Source organism: Kitasatospora sp. NPDC096077, from assembly GCF_040303245.1.
In the GTDB taxonomy this organism is placed as follows: Bacteria; Actinomycetota; Actinomycetes; order Streptomycetales; family Streptomycetaceae; genus Kitasatospora.
In genome coordinates this window covers 25,313-44,243 of the sequence record NZ_JBEOSV010000034.1, presented here as the reverse complement: position 1 = coordinate 44,243, position 18,931 = coordinate 25,313, and the positions used below count along the sequence as shown (strand labels likewise).

The window sequence follows — 18,931 nt, the reverse complement described above, 5'->3', positions numbered from 1 at the left end:
GGCTCCAGCGGTACCCGAGCCGTACTGCGGCCGGTGCCCCGAGCATCGGCGGCAGTACGCGGGCGGGGTGCGCGCCGCCATCGGATCAGCCACCGAGAAAGGTGAACGATGACCGTTCCCAGCCGCCGGAGCTTCGTCGCCGGCACGCTCACGGCGGGCGCCGCCGCCGGGCTCGCCGCCGTCGGCATCTCCCCCGCCCACGCCCAGGACACCACCGCCCCCGGACAACCCCCTGAGCCCGGGGGCGGTGGGTCGCTCGTCACCCCGCAGGACCCGCGGTACGCGGCCCTGTCGACACGTGGCAGCAACAAGCGGTTCACCGCGCGACCGGACGCCTTCCGGCTCGTCACCACCACCGAGGAGGTGGCGCGCGCGGTCGGCGACGCCGTCCGCGCGGGCAAGCGGATCGCGGTCCGCAGCGGAGGCCACTGCTACGAGAACGTCGTCGGCGACCCGGCCGTGCGGCTCGTCCTCGACCTCGGCGGGATGAACGCCGTCACCTACGATGCCCGCCGCCGCGCCTTCATGGTCGAGGCCGGCGCCCAGCTGATGGACGTCTACAAAAAGCTCCACTACGGCTGGGGCGTGACCCTGCCTGGCGGCGCCAGCGCGACCGTGGGCATGGGCGGCCACGTCACCGGCGGCGGCTACGGCGCGCTGTCGCGCGCCTTCGGCCTGGCCGCGGACCACCTGTACGCCGTCGAGGTGGTCGTCGTCGATGCGGCCGGCCGGGCCCGCAGGGTCGTCGCGACCCGGGAGCGAACGGATCCCTGCCACGACCTGTGGTGGGCCCACACCGGCGGCGGCGGCGGCAACTTCGGCGTCGTCACCCGCTACTGGTTCCGCTCGCCGGACGCCCCCCGCTCCTGCACCGACCCGTCCCGGCTGCTGCCGCGCCCGCCGGGCAACGTCCTGGCCGCCCGGGTTCGCTTCCCGCGCGAGGGCATGGACCGGGTGTCGTTCCGCCGCCTGATCCGCAACCACGGCCGCTGGCACGAGCACAACAGCGACGCTGGCTCCCCGTACGCCGGACTGTTCGGCGGGCTGGTCCTCTACGGCCGCCCCGAAACCGGTGGCCCGGGCCCGGCGGCCAACTGCTTCGCCCACATGGACGGCACCCGGCCGGACGCCGGGCGGCTGCTGCGGGACTACCTGCGCGCCGTCGCCGACGGCGTGGGCGCCTTCCCGCAGTTCTCCGAGATCAGCGACCAGCCCTGGCTCACCGCGGCCGAGCACCTGTCCGCGGCCCAGGACAGCGATGTCGGCCGCCACAAGATCAAGTCGGCGTACCTGCGCCGCGGCCACAGCGACGCCCAGGCCGATGTCCTCTACACGTACCTCAATAGCACCGGCAACCGGCACGACTCCGCCTCGGTGTCCTTCCAGTCCTACGGCGGCCGGATCAACACGGTCGCGGACGGCGCCACCGCCTCCTCGCACCGCGACTCGGTCCTCATGGCGCTCTACATGAACACCTGGCACGACCCCGACGCCGACCCTGCGGCCGTCGACTGGCTGCGCCGGCTGTACCGCGACGTGTTCGGGGCGAGCGGCGGCGTCCCGATGCCGGGCCGCGACAGCGACGGCTGCTACATCAACTACCCCGACGTCGACATGGCCGACCCGCAGTGGAACACCGCTGGGGTGCCCTGGCACCGCCTCTACTACAAGAACGCCTACCCGCGGCTCCAGCGCATCAAGGCCACCTGGGACCCCCGCAACGTCTTCAGCCACACGCTGTCCGTCAGGGCGGAGCACGTCCGGTGAAGGTGCTGTTCGTCTCCTTCCCGTACAACACCCACTACTTCTCGATGGTTCCGCTGGCCTCCGCGCTGCGCACTGCAGGCCACGAGGTCCGGGTGGCGAGCCACCCCGACCTGACCGACCACATCACCGCGGCTGGCCTGACCGCTGTTCCAGTCGGCGTCGCCGGCTGGTACCTCGACGACCCGTGGGCGCCCGAACTCCTCGGCCAGGCCCTCGAAGAGGGCTCCGACCTCGTGCAGGGCTTCGACTTCACCGGCGAGGACCGCTCCCAGTGGACCCACGAGTCGCTGCTGGCCCTGGAGGCCGTCGCGGTACCCGCTCTGTACGCCTCGGTGAGCAACGACCCGATGCTCGACGACCTCGTCGCATACGCCCGGCACTGGGGCCCTGACCTGGTCGTCTGGGAGCAGCACACCTTCGCCGGCCCGGTCGTTGCCCGCGCCGTGGGAGCCGCGCACGCCCGCCTGCTGCACGGCATGGACATCACGGTCCGGGCCCGGCAGGAGTTCCTGCGGCTGAACGCGGCGCTGCCGCCGGGCACCGCCCAGGACCCCACTGCGGAGTGGCTGGGCCGGGTGATGGACCGTTACGCGCCCGGACTCGGCTTCGACGAGGAGATGGTCACCGGGCAGTGGACCGTGGACATCACCCCGCCCAGCTCCCGCTTCGACCTCGGCCTGCGCACGGTCGGCGTGCGCTACGTCCCGCACAACGGCGCCTCCGTGGTGCCGGACTGGCTGCGGGCGACGGCCGAGCGGCGTCGGGTCTGCCTGACACTGGGGGTCTCCGGCGAGATCGACCACGCCTCCTTTTCCTTCGGCTCGGTGCTCGACGCGCTCTCCGACGTGGACGCCGAGATCATCGCCACGCTCGGCGCGCAGGACCGCGAAGTGCTCGGCACGATTCCCGGCAACGCCCGCCTGGTGGACTTCGTACCGCTCAACGACCTGCTGCCGACCTGCTCGGCCGTCGTCCACCACGGCGGCATCGGCACCCGCTCTACCGCCGAACTCCACGGCGTGCCCCAGATCGTGCTTCCCTACGGCTGGGACACGGTCGCCAAAGCCCGCCGGGTGGAGGAACTGGGGTACGGGCTGTGCCTGCCCGCCCACGAGCTGACCGTGGACGGGCTGCGCGCCGCAGTCCTTCGGTTGCTGGAGGAACCCTCGTTCACCGAGGTGGCGGCGAAGGTCCGCGCCGAGGTCCTTGCCGAGCCGACGCCGAACGACATCGTGCCGGTCATGGAGCGGCTGGTGGCCTCGGCCCGTCAGACGACCGAGGCGGCGCCGTCGACCGCCACCACCGTGCCGCTGGTGTAGCCCGCCTCGGGTCGTGCCAGCCGGACGATCCACCACGCCACGTCCTCGGGCCGGCCCACCCGGCCCGAGGGCGTGCGGGCGGCCGCCTCTGCCTGGTGGCGGGCGATGTCCTCGGCGCTCCAGCCCATGCGCTCGCCGATCCCCGTGTCGGTCTCGCCCGGGGCGACGCCCACGGCGCGGATCCCGCGCGGCGCCAGCTCTACCGCCCAGGTGCGGACCAGGAAGTCCAGCGCGACCTTGGTGGCCCCGTACACGGACAGGCCCGGGAACGCCCGGCGTCCCAGCGTGGCCGCGGTGCTCACGCACACCACCGTGCCGCTGGCGGCCTCCAGGGCGGGCAGCGCTGCCTGCGTCAGGAACAGTGGCGCGAGGAGGTTCGTCTCCAACTGGGTCCGCGCGTGCCCGCGGGTGAGGGACCCGGCCGGCTCGGGCAGCACGGCCGCAGCGTTGTGCACGAGCACGTCGATCCGGCCAGAGGACTCCACCGCCGCGGCCACGATGTGCTCCGCGGCGTCCGGTGCCGTGATGTCGGCTGTCAGGGTTCGGATGCCGACGTGCCCGGCGGCCGTCTGCGCGAGGGTCTCGGCGGTGCGCCCCACGACCAGGACCTCGGCACCGTCGGCGGCGAAGGCCCGCGCGGTCGCCCGCCCGATGCCCGTACCGCCCCCGGTGACGAGGACCGTGCGCCGTACCGCACCACTGCTGGGGGAATTCGTCATACCCACGGACGCTAGCCACCTGTACTCAACGGCGGCTCTAGCGCCCGTTGGGAAGGTGTCCGGGCAAAGCACCGGCCGGATTGCATCCCCGCGCGTCCGGCCCCTGGGAGCCCCGGCGCCCGTCTCACTCATCCGCCCTCCGCCGATTCCGGGCGGTCCCCTGTCGACTCTCTCAGGAGGCAAGGCATGTCCGTGCACACGTCTGAACTCTCGGCGCCGGCGCCACCCGGGCGCGGTGCGGTACGCGCGGGCGTTGCCCTCGGACTGCTTGCCGGCTGCAATGCGATGGTCCTGCTCGATGAGTCGATGGTGCAGATCGCTCTGCCCGGTATGAGCCAGGACCTCGGCCTCACCCCCGTCGACCTCGGCTGGGTCATCAGTGCTTACCTGCTGGCCTTCGGCGGACTGCTGCTGCTCGGCGGACGGATGGGCGACCTGCTGGGCCGCCGCAGGGTCTTCCTCGCCGGTGTTGCCCTGTTCACGGTGGCCGCGGCGCTGCGCGGGGCGGCGACTTCCGGAGATTTCCTGATCGCCGTGCGGGCCCTGCAGGGGGTCGGCTCCGCCCTGGCCGCGCCCAGTGCGCTGGCCCTGGTCCTGAGCATGTTCGGCGAAGGGGCCCCGCGGAAGCGGGCGATCGCCGTCTACACGGCTGTCGGCGCCGCCAGCACTGCTGGCGGGCTGCTGCTGGCGGGCATGCTCTCCGCGGTCAGCTCCTGGCGCTGGGTGCTGCTGCTGAACGTGCCGCTCGGCCTGCTGATCCTGCTGCTGGCGCCGCTGGTGGTTGAGGAGACCAGGCCGAGCCGCGGCCGGTTCGACCTGCCGGGTGCGCTGATGTCTACTCTGGGCGCCGTCGGTCTGGTCCTCGGCCTGACCCGGGCCGCCGAACACCCGTGGACGGATGTGACCGTCGCCGGCCCGGCCGCCGCTGGCGTGGCGCTGCTGCTCGTCTTCATCGTCATCGAGCGCAGGGCCCAGCAGCCCATCGTGGTGCTGCGTTTGTTCGACGACCGGAACCGGATCTGGGCGTACGTCGGCACCTTCGCCGTCCAGGGCGCTTTGATCGGCACGGGCTTCCTCCTCATCCAGTTCTTCCCGCAGTTCGCCGACTACAGCCCGCTGCTCTCGGCCGTGGCCCTGACCCCGGTGACCGCCGCGATGATCTCGATGTCGGGTGCGGCGGTCTGGCTGGAGCGCCGGTTCGGGCCGCGCAAGCTGCTGCTGACCGGCACCGTGCTGCTGATCGTCTCGAACCTCTGGCTCTCCCGCCTGACCCCGGACTTCGGCTACGGGGAGGACGTGCTACCGGCGCTGCTGCTGTTCGGCTGCGGCATGGCCTTGTGTGTCGTCCCGTCCACCATCCTCGCCACCTCCGGTCTGCACAGCGACGAAGCCGGTGCCGCCTCCAGCGTGCAGAACGCGCTGCAGACGGTCGGCGCCTCGCTGGGGCTCGCGATCCTGGTAACCGCCGGCACCAACGCCGGCCGCGGCGCCGAGCAGGCCCTGCCGGCCGGGGCCCCGGCCGAGGAGGCCGCAGGCCACGTGTTCATGGAGAGCATGTCGGCCGGCTTCGTGGCCGGCGCCGGCCTCGCCGTGGCCGCGTTCCTTGCCGCCTTGTTCATCCGACCTTCCGGTGCCGCCGTCGCGCGCACCGCGGACTTCTGACAGAAAGGAGAAACAGCCGTGCGGTTCGGCTCCATGGCGCGCTTCGGCGTCGTCGGCCTGATGTGGGGCATCAGCTACTTCTGGATCAAAGTCGTCTTCCAGGGCCTGAACTCGGCGCAGTTCAGCTTCTTCCGGATCCTGGTCGGTGCCGTGGCCATGCTCGGCGTGCTGCTGGTCAGCGGCACCCGGCTGCCGCGCCGGCCCGCCGTCTGGGGCCGGCTGGTGTTCATCGCCTTCCTGGCCAACGCGCTGCCCGTGCTGCTGGTCGAGCTCGTGGACGACGCCCTGGGCGCCGACACGGGCATGGTCTCGGTGTTCAACGCGAGTGTGCCGCTGTGCGTGGTCGCGCTCTTCCTGGTGCGCCGCCGCGCCGGCCGCATCCCGGCCACGCTGGTGGCGGGCCTGCTCGTCGGCTTCGCCGGCGTCCTGGTCCTGTACGCGCCCTGGAACGCGGGTGCCCAGTGGCTCTCGGCGGCCGCGGCCGTCAACGCCGTCGCGGCGCTGGCCTACGGCTGGTCCATGCTGCTGATGGAGAAGCTGATGAAGCCGGCCGCCGAGGACGGCCAGGACATGCCCCCCTTGGTGCTGGCCACCTCGCAGGCGGTCATCGGGGTCGGCTGGGCCGCAATCAACCTGCCCAACGGCGGCTTCGACCGCGCCCCGCAGTTCTCCGCGGCCGTCATCGGCGCACTCCTCGTGCTCGGCATCCTCAACACCGGGCTGGTGTACATGTGCTTCGCCCAGCTGATCCGCGACGAGGGCGCGGCCAAGGCCTCCAGCGTGCTGTACGTCGTGCCCGTGGTCCTCACCCTGGGCATGGTCGTGATGGAGAACCACCAGCCCACCGGCCGCGAGGTGCTGGGCATGGCGATCATCCTGGCCGGCGTGGTGCTCGCCCGGATCCCGCGGCGCGGCGCCGTCCCCGCCGCCGACGGCCCTCTGGTGCGGTCCGCGGCCGAGCCGACCTCCGCGGCCCGCTGACCCGGCCGGCCGTCCATACCGAAGAAAGGACCACACCTTGATCACCTTCATCAACCGCTTCACGGTCACCGGACCGACCGAGGAGTTCGAGCAGGCCTTCGACAAGACTTCCGAGTTCTTCACAGCCCAGCCGGGGTTCGTCCGCCACCGCCTGATGCGGCACACCGACGACCCCAACGCGTACGCCAACCTGGCCGAATGGGAGGACGAGGAATCCTTCCGCAAGGCCCTGCAGCAGCCCGAGTTCGTCGCCCACCGCGCGGCGCTGCAGGCGCTCAGCACCAGTGACCCGAACCTCTACATCCCGCTGTACGAGCGCGTCGCCCGAGCTTGACCCTGTCGGGGATCTCGAAGGAACCGGCTACATCGAAGCGGCCCGCCTCGCGGGTGTCGACGAGCACACGGGCAAGCGACGGCGCAACGGCCGCAGCATCCTCGCAGCGAAGAACAGAGCGGCGCCACCAGCCAACCCGGTGGCGCCGCTGCCTGTGTCCGAGCCGCCGGTCTCATCGCACTGTCCGAGCGAGACCGGGCGCATCCACGTCGCCAACCGCCTCCGGGAGAATACCGGCGTCCGGGCCGGCGCTGCCGACCCCGACAGCCGCCCACACAAGACGCTCGGCTGACAAACGTCGGCCGAGCGTCTGTCACACCGGTCGTGTGCTGCCACGATTCCTTGAATCCGCCACCGCAGGGGCCCTCGGCATCTGTCCGGGGGCGGTCAGAACAGGGCTGGGACCGTTAGCAGCCCCCCCGTCACCGGCGTCCGTGGGCGCCGCACCGCGGGGCCGGCCGCACGCAGCCCGGGACGGGCCGCCGCGAGCGCCACCACCACCGTCTCGGCGACGATCCCGGCGAACGGCTCCAGCGGCACCCCGTACGGCGCGGGGACCAGCAGCCGCGGGCCGGCGCCGGCCGTCTCGGCCCTGCGCGGGTCGAAGACGTCCGGCCGGTCGAAGACCTCCGGGTCCCGGTTGGCCGCACCGATCAGGACGGCCACCTGCTCCCCGGCCGCGATCCGCTGCCCGGCCGCCTCCGTGTCCGCCGCCGCGGTGAACACGTGCACCTTCACCGGCGGGTCGTGACGCAGTGTCTCCGCCACCACCGCGGCCGCCCCGTCCGGCCCCCGGTCGGCGAGCAGCTCCCACTGCCCCGGCCCGGTGACCAGCGCGTGCAGCGCCCCGGCGATGAGTTCCTGCGCGACACGCGCCTCCACCACCACCCGCAGCACAGCTGCCTCGCCCAGCAGCCCGCGCAGGGCGGAGACGGCGGCCGGCAGCCGGGCGGCGTCCCCGTACGACGGCGGCGCCAGCGCCGCATCGAGCGCGGGGGCGGCCGCCGCGCAGGCCTCGGCCAGCCGCTCGCGGTCCGCCCCGGTCAGACCGTGTAGGTCCGCCAGTACCTCGACAGGGACCCGGGCGGCGACCTCGGCGACCAGGTCCACCTTCCCGCGCAGCCCTGCCAGGAGCCGCTCGCAGGCCGGCCCCGCCAGGGCCCGGACCCAGTCGGCGCCGGGCCGGTCCGCAGGATCCGGGGCGGGCAGCCCCTGGTCCCAGGTCACGGCCACCTGCGGCTGGGCCACGGCCGCGGGCAGCGGGCCGCCCTCCGGCACCGGCAGGGCCAGCAGCTCGGCGGCAGTGGCGTACCGGGCGGCCACCCAGGTGCCCAGACGACTGCGCCATAGCGGCCCGGCCTCCCGGTTGAGGGCGTACAGCTCCCGCGGGTCCGGGCCGTGGTGCCCGCGCAGCAGTGCGGCGTACGGGTCGCCCTGCGCCCCGTACAACCAGTGGATTCCCTGGACGAGCTGGAGTCGGCGGCCCAGCTCCTTCTCCGCCACAACCATCTACGGCTCCCCTCTCCCTCGCGGGCGCGTCCGCGCCGCGGGCACCGCGCAGGCTAGGCGGGCACAGCGGAGGATCGGTCGAGCGAGGGCCCCGCCCGCCGCTCCGCTCCGGTTCCAGGGGAGCTTGACCGGGCGTGGGGATGATCATACTCCGTTGTTCAGTCGATCCTGGAGGTGGGTCGGTCGTGCCGAACCCCAACACATCCGAGGACCCAGTGGCGGATCCAGCCGCGCTGCTCCGAGGCATGGTGCGCATCCGCCGCATCGAGGAGGAGCTGGCGGACCTCTACCGCGATGAGCAGGAGATGCGCACCCCGGTGCACTTCTCGGTAGGTCAGGAGGCCGCCGCCGTCGGGGTCTGCGCCGCCCTGCGCGAGGACGACCTCGTCTACACCGGGCACCGCAGCCACGCCGCCTACCTCGCCAAGGGCGGGGACCTCACCGGCATGGTTGCCGAACTCTACGGCAAGGAAACGGGCTGCTCGGGCGGGCGCGGCGGGTCGGTGCACCTGACCGACCGGGCCGTCGGCTTCGCCGGATCGGCCGCGATCCTCGGCGAGATGATCTCCGTGGCCACCGGTGCCGCGTGGGCTCTGGCCAAGCAGGGCTCCTCGCAGGTCGTGGCCACCTTCTTCGGGGACGGAGCCAGCGAGGAGGGCGTCTTCCACGAGTCCCTCAACTTCGCCGCGGTCCACCGGATCCCGGTCGTCTTCGTCTGTGAGAACAACTCCTACTCGATCTCCTCCCCGCTCAGCGCCCGCCAGCCGGCGAACTCCGCGACCACCGGGATCACCGAGCGGGCCCGGGCATACGGGATCGCCGCCGAGCGCGTCGACGGCAACGACGTGTCCCTCGTCCACGAGGCCATGCTGCGGGCCACCGTCCATTGCCGGGCCGGCCAGGGTCCCTACCTCCTGGAGCTGGACACTTACCGCTGGCGCGAGCACGTCGGCCCGGGCTTCGATACCGGGATCGACCGCCCCGAGTCCGAGGTGGAGGGCTGGCTGGAGCGCTGCCCGGTCCGCCGGAGCACGGCGGCACTGCGCGCCGACGTACCGGACATCGAAGAGCACGTCGCCCGCTGGGACCAGGAGTTCCGCGACGAGACGCGGCTCGCGGTCACCGCTGCCAAGGCGGCGCCCTTCCCCAGTGCGGACCGGCTGACCGACGGGGCCTACGGGCGTCCGGTTGACGCGAGCTGACAGGAGATCACGATGACACGGAAGCTCACGTACTGGCAGGCGATCGCCGAGGGCACCGTCCAGGCCATGGAGGCCGACCCGGGCATCATCATCGCCGGGCAGAACGTCGACGACCACAAGGGCTCCTACGGCACCACCGGCCCGGCCTTCGAACGCTTCGGCGCCCAGCGGGTGATCGACACCCCCAACAGCGAGAACGCCGTCGCCGGCATCTGCATCGGCGCAGCCGACCAGGGCCTGCGCCCCCTCGTGGTGCACACCCGGGCCGACTTCATGTTCCTGGCCATGGACGCGATGATCAACCTGGCGTCCAAGTGGCGCTACATGTACGGGGACAAGGGCGGTGTGCCGGTCGTCATGCGCGGTGTCGTCGGCCGCGGCTGGGGCCAGGGTGCCACCCACTCGCAGAGCCTGCACGCGACGTTCGGCCACTTCCCCGGCCTGTACGTCGCCGCCCCGGCCTCCCCGGCCGACGCCAAGGGCCTGCTGGCCGCCGCCCTGGAGGCGGACACCCCCGTGGTGCTGATGGAGAACCGCTCGCTCTACCCGATCGAGGGCGAGGTGCCCGAGGAACTCACGCCCGTGCCCTTCGGCGTGGGCCGCATCGTCCGTCACGGCACCGACGTGACCGTGGTGGCCGCCTCCTTGATGGTCCACGAGGCGGAGCGCGCCGCCGACCTGCTCGCCGGGCGGGGCGTCAGCGTCGAGGTGGTGGACGTGCGCAGCATCCGGCCGCTGGACGAGGACATCATCTGCGAGTCGGTCGCCCGGACCGGCCGCGTCGTGGTGGCCGACACGAGCTGGGCACGCTACGGCTTCTCGGCCGAGGTGGCCGCAGTGATCGCCGAGCGCATCCCGGGCGAGCTGCGCGCCCCGGTCCGCAGGATCACTCCCCCCGACTGCCCCGCTCCGGTGTCCTGGCCGCTGGAGGAGGCGTTCCACCCCAGCGCCGCGAAGATCGCCGAAGCCTGTCTCGACCTGGTGGGCTGGGACGGGGCCGCCGTGCCCGTACTGACCGGCGTGGACGCCGGGTTCAGCGGACCGTACTGATCCGCATCCGTACGAAAGGAACCGGACGTGGAATCGAGCGAGTCGGCCGTGGTCGAGCGGGCCACTGGCCGACCCTCCGCATGCCCGCACCACCCGCACCGACCTTCCAGGAGAATCAGATGGCCCTGAGCTTCCGAGCCCTGGCGACAACCGCTGCCGGCGCACTTCTGCTGCCCCTGCTCGGAAGCCCCGCAGCAGCCTCCACCGCATCGGCCGCCCACTCCGGCGGGCCGGCCGGGGTGAACTGCGCGCCGTTCACCTCCCAGGTGGCCGTCACCGAGGGCGCCCCCGCCGACCAACGGATCGCCGGCACGCTCTGCACCCCGCGCGCCGCACGTGCCACCACGGTCCAACTGCTGCTGCACGGCGGCACCTACAACCGGGACTACTGGACCGTGCACGGCCGGACCGGCGGCCCCTCCTACGTGGAGGCCGCCGCCGGGGCCGGCCACGCCGTCCTGGCGTTCGACCGGCTGGGCACCGGGGCCAGCTCCGCTCCGCACAGCTCCCGCTTCACCGACAGTACCCACGAGCTGGTGACCCTCCAGCTCATCCGCACGCTGCGCGACCGCGGCTACCGGAAGGTCGTCCTGGTCGGCCACTCCTTCGGCTCGACGGTGGCTCGCATGGTCGCGGTCAAGCACCCCGACGTCGTCGACGGACTCATCCTCACCGGCGAAGGCACCCCGCCCAACACAGCGGCGTTCGAGCAGATGGGACACCTATACGTGCCCGCCGGACAGCACCCGCTGCTGGCCCGGCGCGGTCTCGACGACGGCTACCTCGCCCTGCGGCCCGGCGGCAAGGCCGCCTGGTTCTACGACCGCCGGACCACCGAACCGTACGTGCTGCTCCACGACGAACTCACCACCGAACCGGATGTCTACCCCGCCGACCCGGCCTATGGCGACATCTCCCTCAACCAGCGGATCCGCGTTCCCGTACTCGTCGTCGTCGGCCAGGACGACAAGCTCATCTGCGGTGGCCAGGGTTCCGACTGCTCCAGCTCGGCCGCGCTGAAGGCCTCCGCCGCCCCCCTGTACGGACCCGAGGCCCGGCTGGAAGCCCTCGCCGTTCCGGCCACCGGACACAGCCTCAATGTGCACCGCACCGCCCCTCTGTGGTACGCCTACGCACAGAACTGGGCGAAACGCCGTGTGGACGGCGGACGTTGACCGGACGACGAACCAGGGGGCGGAACAGATGGTGTGGATGTCGCGTGAGCAGGCCGACCTGCTGGCGCAGTGCGCGGTAGCCTTCGAGCCGGGCGATCCGGCGCGTACCGGAAGACTCGTGTTCCGGTACCCCGACGGCTGGGCCGGCCCCGGCCTCGCCGCACAGCCGCCCATCGGCGAACCCGGCGAAGCTGACCTGGTCACCGCCAACGGCGGCACTCTCGCCATACGCCGCTGCCCGGTTCTGCGCCTGACCGTCGCCCAGGCACTGCCCACCCTCACCCTGGCCCGCCGGCTCCACACCGAAGCGAACGCCGACGGGAGCACAAACGGCACCGCGGATGTCACCCCCAGCCCGTCCGCCGCGTTCTGGGGCGCCGCCACCGCCCTCGGCCTGCACCTCGCCGCCCGCGAACGGCTGCTCCCCGGCGTCTCCGCCACCGGCTACGACACCTGGCGCGCCGGCCCGATCGCCCCGGAGGACGTCCGGCGCATGCACGAACTGGCCGCCGCGGCACCGGCCGAGGCGCTCGCCGTCCCGCTGCCCGTCCCGCCGGGCGGCCCGTTGCTACTGCCCAACGCCCCCGCCCTGCTGCGCTCCTTCGTCGACGCGGTCGCCGACACCCTGCCGCGCACCGCCGCCGCACCCGCCGCCACCGGCCGCCCGGCCTTCGCCGCCGTCGAACCCCAGTACGTCCCCCAGCTGCGCGCCTGGGCCGAGGAGATCTCCGCCGGCCTCGACTCGGGCGTGCGGCTGGCCCTGCGCCTGGACCTGGTGCCCGCCGCCGGCGACGGCGGGCAGCCCGCCCTGCGCCTGGTGCCCCAGGTGTCCAGCCTGGCCGACCCGACCCTCAGCGCCGACGCCGACGAGCTGTTCGCCGCGGCCGAGGCAGCCGGGTTCGGGCCGCGGGCCCAAGCCGACACCGTCCTCGCCGTACGGCGGGCCGCCGACGTCTGGCAGCCCCTTTCCCGCCTGCTGCCGGTGCCCTCCACACTGGACCTCGCCGACCACGAGGTCCAGGACCTGCTTGGCGAAACCGCCGGCCGACTCGCCGCCCACGGCGTCGAGGTGCTCTGGCCCGCGGAGGCCATCCGTTCCCTCACCAGCCGTGCCGTCGTCGGCGGCAAGCGGACCCCGCCCATCGACCTGCGGTCCTTCTTCGGCGGTGGCACCACGGTCGACCTGCGCTGGCAGCTCGACCTCGACGGGGAAGCCCTCACCGAGCAGGAGACAGCCGAGATCGCCGCCGCCGGCCAGCCGCTGGTCCTGCTGCGCGGGCAGTGGGTGTTCATCGGCGCCGACCTCGCCCGCAAGGCCGCCGAACGCGACCTCAAACCGCTCACCGCCATCGAGGCGCTCGCCGTCGCCCTCACCGGCTATACCGAGATCGGCGGCAAACAGGTGCGGGTCGCGTCCAGCGACTGGCTGCTCGCCCTGCGCCGGCGCCTGACCGAACCCGACGGCAGAAACGAAGCGGTCGAGCAGCCCGCTGCGCTCGCGGCCACCCTGCGCGACTACCAACTGCGCGGCCTGCGCTGGATGGACCGCCTCACCTCGCTCGGTCTCGGCGGCTGCCTCGCCGACGACATGGGCCTGGGCAAGACCGTCCAGCTGATCTCGCTGCACCTGCTGCGCCAGGAGCACCCGGACAGCGCCGGCCCCACCCTCGTCGTCTGCCCCGCCTCTCTGCTGGGCAACTGGCAGCGCGAGGTCGGCAAGTTCGCCCCCGGCACGCCCGTGCGCCGCTACCACGGCCCCGACCGCACCCTGGACGGCGCCGACTCGGGCTTCGTCCTGACCACCTACGGCACCATGCGCCTGGACGCCGAGCGGCTCGGCGCGCACCGCTGGAGCGCGGTCGTCGCCGATGAGGCCCAGCACGTCAAGAACCCGCACTCCAGCACCGCGAAGGCGCTGCGGCTGATCCCCGCCGACGCCAGGATCGCCCTGACCGGCACCCCGGTCGAGAACAACCTCTCCGAACTCTGGGCTGTCCTCGACTGGACCACCCCCGGGCTCCTCGGCGGCCACGGCCACTTCCGCAGCCGCTGGATCGCCGCCATCGAGGCCGAACGCAAGGAACGCGCAGAGTTCGGACCGCCGCCGGGAGAGGAGGGGGAGTACGGCCCCACCGCACAGCGACTGGCCGAACTGGTCCGGCCGTTCATGCTCCGCCGCAAGAAGTCGGACCCGGGCATCGCCCCCGAACTCCCACCGAAGACCGAGACGGACCGCCCGGTCTGCCTCACCCCTGAGCAACGGACCCTGTACGAGACCCAGGTCCGTGAGGTCATGGCGCAGATCAAGGCCACCAAGGGCATCGCCCGGAGCGGTCTGGTGCTCAAACTGCTCACCGGTCTGAAGCAGATCTGCAACCACCCCGCGCAGTTCCTCAAGGAGGCGGAAGGCGCCCGGCTGGCCGGCCGTTCCGGCAAGCTGGAGCTGCTCGACGAACTGCTGGAGACCATCATCTCCGAGGACGGGGCTGTGCTGGTCTTCACCCAGTACGTCACCATGGCACGGCTGTTGGAGGCGCACCTGCGCGAGCGCGGCGTCCCCACCCTGCTGCTGCACGGTGGCACCCCGGTGCCGCGCCGCGAGGAGATGGTCCGTCAGTTCCAGGACGGGGAGGTGCCCGTCTTCCTGCTGTCCCTCAAGGCCGCCGGCACCGGACTCAACCTCACCCGCGCCGACCACGTCGTGCACTACGACCGCTGGTGGAACCCGGCGGTGGAGGCCCAGGCCACCGACCGCGCCTATCGCATCGGGCAGACGCGCACCGTACAGGTGCACCGGATGATCGCCGAGGGTACGGTCGAGGACCGCATCGCCGTCCTGCTCGAGGCGAAGCAGGGCCTGGCGGACGCCGTGTTGGGCTCCGGGGAGCAGGCACTGACGCAGCTGACCAACGACGAGCTGGCCAACCTGGTCGAACTGAGGAGCGCGGGATGAGCGGGGACGAGACGGGCGCACGGGGCTTTCCGGCCTTTGCCGCGCGCCGGGGCAGCCGGGCACGCGGCCAGTCCTGGTGGGGCAAAGCCTGGGCGGACGCGCTGGAGGACACCTCCCTGGACAGGGAGACGCTGAAGACGGGCCGGGCCTTCGCGCGCACCGGCCGGCTCGGGCCGATCACGGTCAGCCCCGGTCGCATCTCCACTGCCAGCTATGAAGGTGACACCCTGTTCAAGACGGTGCTCACCCTGGAGAAGCTCGACGAGGACGAGTGGGAGTCGCTCTGGGAGAAGGCCGCCGAGCGGCCGGACGTCGCCGAGGAGCTGCTCGCCGGGCAACTGCCGCCCGACCTGCTGGAGGCCGCCGAGGACGCACGGGTGCGGCTGCTGCCCGGCTACGGCGACTTGGAGGCGGACTGCGACTGTGAGGCGTTCGAGCACCCCTGCAAGCACGCAGCCGCGCTCTGCTACCAGGCGTCCTGGCTGCTGGACGAGGACGCGATGCTGCTGCTCCTGTTGCGGGGGTCCGGCGCGCAGGAGGCGCGGGAGGAACTCCGGTCCGTCCTGCTGATGCAGGCGATCGTCGGCGGTCTCGGCGACGAGGACGCCGACGGGGCGGAGGAGGGAGCCGAGGCCGGTTCGCAGGCCGCCGCGGCGCAGCTGCCGGACGGCACTCCCGCCGAGGAGGTCTTCGGCCGTGAGCCCGCGGCGCTACCCGAGCTGCCGCCGCTGCCCGGGCCGCCCGTACGCCAGGACGCGTCCTCGGCCGGGGCCGACCCGCTGGAGCAGCTGGTCACCGACGCGGCCGTGCGCGCCCGTGAACTGCTCGCCTACACCCACGGTTTCACCGCCACGCCGCCGGCGCCGCTCGATCTCTGGCGGGACTGCGTACGGATCGCGGCGACCCACCCCGGGGCGAGGGTCCTGGCCCGCGTGCGGGAGGCCTGCGGCAGCCCGGAGCAGCTGGACCGGGCGGCCGAGGCGTGGCGGCTGGGCGGGAACGCCGGGCTGGACGTGCTGGAGCAGGCGTGGACGCCGCCGAGGCAGGACACCGCCCGGGCGAGCACCGCGCTCGCCGCGGGCTGGGAGCAGAACGAACTCCCCGAGCTGGAGGTGCGGGAGAACCGCTGGACGCTGGTCGGCAGCGGGCTCCAGCTGCGCTACGGCCGGGACGGCCGCTGGTACCCCTACCGAAAGGAGGACGGCCGGTGGTGGCCGGCCGCCGCACCGCACCACGACCCGGCCGAGGTCCTCGCCGAGCTCCTCGGCGGCTGAACCGCCGACGCCGTGCGCAGCGTACGGACCCGGGACGGACACACAGTGGCGTTTTCTAGCGGTCGCCGCAACACGTGGTCGGTTGTCTAGGCCGCGAGGAACTTAGCCAGACGCTCGGCTGGGGTTTCCCAGCCGAGCCTTTTGCGTGGGCGGGGGTTGAACTGGTCGGCGGCGGCCGCCAGGTGCTCGGGGGTGTGGACCGAGAGGTCGGTGCCCTTGGGGAGGTACTGCCGCAGCAGGCCGTTGGTGTTCTCGTTGGAGCCGCGCTGCCAGGGGCTGGCGGGGTCGCAGAAGTAGACCGGGATGTCGGTGGCGAGGCTGAACTCCGCGTGTTTGACCATCTCGCTGCCCTGGTTCCGCTTCAGCTGAGTCGGGAGCGTTCGGGCGGTGGCCACCAGGGCGTCACGGACGGTCTCGGCCGTGTGGTCGCCGGGCAGGTGCAGCAGCATCACGAAGCGGGTGGAACGCTCGACCAGGGTGCCGATCGCGGACTTCTGCTCCTTGCCGAGGATGAGATCGCCCTCCCAGTGCCCGGGGACGGCTCGGTCCTCGGCCTCGGCAGGACCCTCGCTGATCATGACCATCGGGTCGGTGAAGCGGGAACGCCTGCAGTTGGCCTGCCGCTGGGGCTTGCTGCGGGCCCGGCCGGAGCGCAGGGCGCCGGCGAGCTCGCGCCGCAGCTCGCCGCGGCCCTGAATGTAGAGCGCCTGGTAGACAGTCTCGTGGACCACGCGCATCTCCGGCCGGTCGGGGAACTGTCGGCGTAGAGCGTGGCATATCTGCTCCGGGCTCCACCGCTCGTCCAGCATCGCCTGGACGGCGTCCCGCAGTTCGGGGTTCCCGGTGATCCTGCGGGGTTTGGGACGGGGCCAGCGGGCGTCCGCCCTGGCCTGGGCGGCATACGGACGGTAGTGCCACTGCCCGCGAGTGCTGTCGGTGCGGTTGCGGCGGATCTCCCGGCTGATGGTGGACGGGCTGCGGCCCAGCTCGGCGGCGATGGCCCGCACGGTGGCCTTGTCCCGCAGCCGGTCAGCGATGTAGATCCGCTCGTCCTCGCTCAGATACCGGGAATCACCGGAAGGCGGCACCACCGTGCGAATCGGTGGTGCCGCCTTCTGCCGCTGCTCGGCTCCGCGGCCGTGACGCCACTTCTGGCCGGTCCGGCGGGTGATGCCGACGATGCAGCACGCCTCGGTGTTCGTGTAGCCCTGCTGCATGAGCCGGGAGTATGCCGTCCGCTCCCGGCTCAGCTTCATAGGCCCCTGGGCCGTCCGGTCCCTACGGATCTCGAAGTCCAATGCATCTTGCAACGACTCCTAGAACCCAAGAGTTTTGTCCCGGGCCCTTATGCGCTACAGGTCCACCACGACGCGGCCGCCGTGGGCCCGCGAGACGCACGGGTACATCACGTCGGTACGCCCGCGCTCGGCGGGGGAGAGCACGTGGTCGCGGTGTTCGGGGGTACCCCGCAGCACGCGCAGCTCGCAGCTGCCGCACAGGCCGTCCTCGCAGGAGGCGGCGAGTCCGGGCGACTCCTCCCGCAGGGCCTCCAGCGCCGACTGGTCGGCCCGGACGCTCACCACCGTGCCGGTGCTGCCGAGTTCGACCTCGAACGGCAGGTTCTCACCCACGGCGGTGTCCGTGGCGGCCACGAACCGCTCCAGGTGCAGGCTCCCTGTGGGACAGGCGCTGTCCATCAGCTTCTCGACGGCCCGCATCAGCCCGTCCGGGCCGCAGCAGTACACCGCCGTGCCTGCCGGGCTCGCCGACAGGTGCTCGGCAAGGTCGGGACGGTCCGTCAGGTCGCGCGCGTACACGGAGACCCGTTGCGCTGCGTACCGCTCCAGCCGCGGCAGGAACGCCATGGAGGCGCGGCTGCGGCCCACGTACAGCAGCCGCCAGGGGGTGCCCAGCCGTTCGGCCTGCTCGATCATGGGCAGGAGGGGGACGATCCCGATGCCGCCCGCGACGAACAGGTAGGCGGGGGCGTCGGCCAGCGGGAAGTGGTTGCGCGGGCCGCGTACGGCGATGCGGTCGCCCACGGACAGGGTGTGGACCTCAGCCGAGCCGCCTCTGCCCTCCAGTTCCCGCAGCACCGCCACCTGGTACGCCGAGCCGTCCGCGGGGTCGCCGTGCAGGGAGTACTGGCGCACCTTCCCCGAGGGCAGGACGAGGTCGATGTGCGCACCCGCCCGCCACGGCTCGGTGGCGGCCCGGGACACGGGAGCCAGCCGCAGGCCCACGACGCCCTCGGCCAGCCGGTCGGCGGCCTCGACGATCACCGGGACGTCCGCGACCCGCAGCGGGCCGGCGCCCGGACCGGAACCCCGGCCGGAGGACGGGGCGGGCGAACCCGCGCGGCTCTGTGCGTACCGGCGCCCGCGGCGGGTACGCCCCCACGGCTTGTAGACCGAGACGAAGCCCAGGAACAGCAGCCCGCAGAAGAGCGGCGGCACTGTCCAGGCGAGCAGGGTGCCCTCCGGCCCCGGCCGGTAGACCCCGTCCTCGGACGCGGCCGCCTTCTCGGCGGCGGTCAGCACCAGCGGATGGGTGTACACCCAGGCGATCATCGCGACGGCCAGGGTGATGACCCACTTGACCACCACCCACCAGTGGCGCAGCAGGCCCCACGGCGTCCCGCGCCCCAGCAGCACGCCGGTGACCCCGCAGACCAGGCTGATCACCGAGACGGTGCTCTCGTCGAAGACGTACATCGCGTAGTACGCGCCCTTGGCCACACCGGGATCCGAGGTGAGGTAGCCGATGAGCGCGAGCGTGGCCATCGACATGGACAGGCCCATCCAGCCGACCGATGACGTGATGTGCAGGGCGAGGGTCAGCTTCCGCCCCCTGGAGCTCAGCCGGGACTCCTTCCGTCCCGCTCCGGACGGGCTTTCGGGCTGCTGCTCCTCCTTCCTGATCGCCTCCTCGGGCCTGTCGGGGGTGGATGTGGGCAAGGACCGGTGCCGAGTCGGGGTTGCCAAGG

The 18,931-nt window shown here is 72.7% G+C and carries 14 protein-coding genes; 10 read left to right on the top strand and 4 right to left on the bottom strand.

What is annotated here, in order from left to right:
• Positions 1-108: 108 nt before the first annotated feature.
• Together ABTZ03_RS26275 and ABTZ03_RS26270 are read left to right on the top strand one after the other, a co-directional pair.
• Positions 109-1,767, top strand: a complete 1,659-nt coding sequence (locus ABTZ03_RS26275; protein ID WP_350515531.1) for an FAD-binding oxidoreductase — start codon at positions 109-111, stop codon at positions 1,765-1,767.
• Positions 1,764-3,086 (top strand): activator-dependent family glycosyltransferase, encoded by a 1,323-nt coding sequence (locus ABTZ03_RS26270; RefSeq protein WP_350515530.1) that lies wholly within the window; start codon positions 1,764-1,766, stop codon positions 3,084-3,086. The genes ABTZ03_RS26275 and ABTZ03_RS26270 overlap by 4 nt, the downstream gene beginning before the upstream one ends.
• Here ABTZ03_RS26270 and ABTZ03_RS26265 read toward each other — a convergent pair.
• Positions 3,035-3,805 (bottom strand): SDR family NAD(P)-dependent oxidoreductase, encoded by a 771-nt coding sequence (locus ABTZ03_RS26265; protein WP_350515529.1) that lies wholly within the window; start codon positions 3,803-3,805, stop codon positions 3,035-3,037. The genes ABTZ03_RS26270 and ABTZ03_RS26265 overlap by 52 nt on opposite strands.
• Positions 3,806-3,991: 186 nt before the next feature.
• On the opposite strand from ABTZ03_RS26265, the gene ABTZ03_RS26260 reads away from it, so the two are divergent.
• Genes ABTZ03_RS26260 through ABTZ03_RS26250 form a run of 3 tightly spaced genes read left to right on the top strand, consistent with a single transcriptional unit; the run spans position 3,992 to position 6,782 of the window.
• Positions 3,992-5,467 (top strand): MFS transporter, encoded by a 1,476-nt coding sequence (locus ABTZ03_RS26260; RefSeq protein WP_350515528.1) that lies wholly within the window; start codon positions 3,992-3,994, stop codon positions 5,465-5,467.
• A gap of 18 nt (positions 5,468-5,485) precedes the next feature.
• The gene (locus tag ABTZ03_RS26255; RefSeq protein WP_350515527.1) at positions 5,486-6,448 is read left to right on the top strand and encodes a DMT family transporter; all 963 of its coding nucleotides are present in this window, start codon (positions 5,486-5,488) and stop codon (positions 6,446-6,448) included.
• 37 nt (positions 6,449-6,485) lie between these two features.
• On the top strand, positions 6,486-6,782 hold the full coding sequence (locus tag ABTZ03_RS26250; RefSeq protein ID WP_350515526.1) for an antibiotic biosynthesis monooxygenase family protein: 297 nt from the start codon (positions 6,486-6,488) through the stop codon (positions 6,780-6,782).
• A 387-nt stretch (positions 6,783-7,169) separates the two neighbouring features.
• Here the strand turns inward: ABTZ03_RS26250 and ABTZ03_RS26245 are convergent, their stop codons facing one another.
• Entirely contained in the window at positions 7,170-8,291 is a 1,122-nt protein-coding gene (locus tag ABTZ03_RS26245; protein ID WP_350515525.1) for a cytochrome P450 family protein, read from the bottom strand.
• Positions 8,292-8,536: 245 nt separating this feature from the next.
• On the opposite strand from ABTZ03_RS26245, the gene ABTZ03_RS26240 reads away from it, so the two are divergent.
• The 5 genes from ABTZ03_RS26240 to ABTZ03_RS26220 all read left to right on the top strand — a co-directional run bounded on the left by ABTZ03_RS26240 (position 8,537) and on the right by ABTZ03_RS26220 (position 15,945).
• Entirely contained in the window at positions 8,537-9,493 is a 957-nt protein-coding gene (locus ABTZ03_RS26240) for a thiamine pyrophosphate-dependent dehydrogenase E1 component subunit alpha (protein ID WP_350515524.1), read from the top strand.
• 12 nt (positions 9,494-9,505) lie between these two features.
• On the top strand, positions 9,506-10,543 hold the full coding sequence (locus tag ABTZ03_RS26235; RefSeq protein WP_350515523.1) for an alpha-ketoacid dehydrogenase subunit beta: 1,038 nt from the start codon (positions 9,506-9,508) through the stop codon (positions 10,541-10,543).
• Between the two features lie 119 nt (positions 10,544-10,662).
• Complete coding sequence (locus tag ABTZ03_RS26230; RefSeq protein ID WP_350515522.1) at positions 10,663-11,718, top strand: alpha/beta fold hydrolase; 1,056 nt, start codon at positions 10,663-10,665, stop codon at positions 11,716-11,718.
• 28 nt (positions 11,719-11,746) lie between these two features.
• On the top strand, positions 11,747-14,671 hold the full coding sequence (locus ABTZ03_RS26225) for an SCO1167/SCO6262 family helicase (protein ID WP_350515521.1): 2,925 nt from the start codon (positions 11,747-11,749) through the stop codon (positions 14,669-14,671).
• Complete coding sequence (locus ABTZ03_RS26220; protein WP_350515520.1) at positions 14,668-15,945, top strand: SWIM zinc finger family protein; 1,278 nt, start codon at positions 14,668-14,670, stop codon at positions 15,943-15,945. Before ABTZ03_RS26225 ends, ABTZ03_RS26220 begins: the two co-directional genes overlap by 4 nt.
• Before the next feature lie 86 nt (positions 15,946-16,031).
• On the opposite strand, the gene ABTZ03_RS26215 is transcribed toward ABTZ03_RS26220, so the two are convergent.
• Together ABTZ03_RS26215 and ABTZ03_RS26210 are read right to left on the bottom strand one after the other, a co-directional pair.
• Positions 16,032-17,201: an IS30 family transposase gene (locus ABTZ03_RS26215; protein ID WP_502894586.1), complete on the bottom strand. Its 1,170-nt coding sequence runs from the start codon at positions 17,199-17,201 to the stop codon at positions 16,032-16,034.
• A gap of 96 nt (positions 17,202-17,297) precedes the next feature.
• Positions 17,298-18,902 carry a PDR/VanB family oxidoreductase gene (locus tag ABTZ03_RS26210; protein WP_350515519.1) on the bottom strand — a complete coding sequence of 535 codons (1,605 nt, stop codon included), beginning with the start codon at positions 18,900-18,902 and terminating at the stop codon, positions 17,298-17,300.
• Positions 18,903-18,931 lie beyond the last annotated feature (29 nt).

Bases quoted from the DNA above. Each gene is read 5' to 3' on its own strand.
- ABTZ03_RS26275 (WP_350515531.1), top strand. From the start codon at position 109: ATGACCGTTCCCAGCCGCCGGAGCTTCGTCGCCGGCACGCTCACGGCG.
- ABTZ03_RS26265 (WP_350515529.1), bottom strand. From the start codon at position 3,805: ATGACGAATTCCCCCAGCAGTGGTGCGGTACGGCGCACGGTCCTCGTC.
- ABTZ03_RS26260 (WP_350515528.1), top strand. From the start codon at position 3,992: ATGTCCGTGCACACGTCTGAACTCTCGGCGCCGGCGCCACCCGGGCGC.
- ABTZ03_RS26245 (WP_350515525.1), bottom strand. From the start codon at position 8,291: ATGGTTGTGGCGGAGAAGGAGCTGGGCCGCCGACTCCAGCTCGTCCAG.
- ABTZ03_RS26240 (WP_350515524.1), top strand. From the start codon at position 8,537: ATGGTGCGCATCCGCCGCATCGAGGAGGAGCTGGCGGACCTCTACCGC.
- ABTZ03_RS26235 (WP_350515523.1), top strand. From the start codon at position 9,506: ATGACACGGAAGCTCACGTACTGGCAGGCGATCGCCGAGGGCACCGTC.
- ABTZ03_RS26230 (WP_350515522.1), top strand. From the start codon at position 10,663: ATGGCCCTGAGCTTCCGAGCCCTGGCGACAACCGCTGCCGGCGCACTT.
- ABTZ03_RS26225 (WP_350515521.1), top strand. From the start codon at position 11,747: ATGGTGTGGATGTCGCGTGAGCAGGCCGACCTGCTGGCGCAGTGCGCG.
- ABTZ03_RS26220 (WP_350515520.1), top strand. From the start codon at position 14,668: ATGAGCGGGGACGAGACGGGCGCACGGGGCTTTCCGGCCTTTGCCGCG.
- ABTZ03_RS26215 (WP_502894586.1), bottom strand. From the start codon at position 17,201: ATGAAGCTGAGCCGGGAGCGGACGGCATACTCCCGGCTCATGCAGCAG.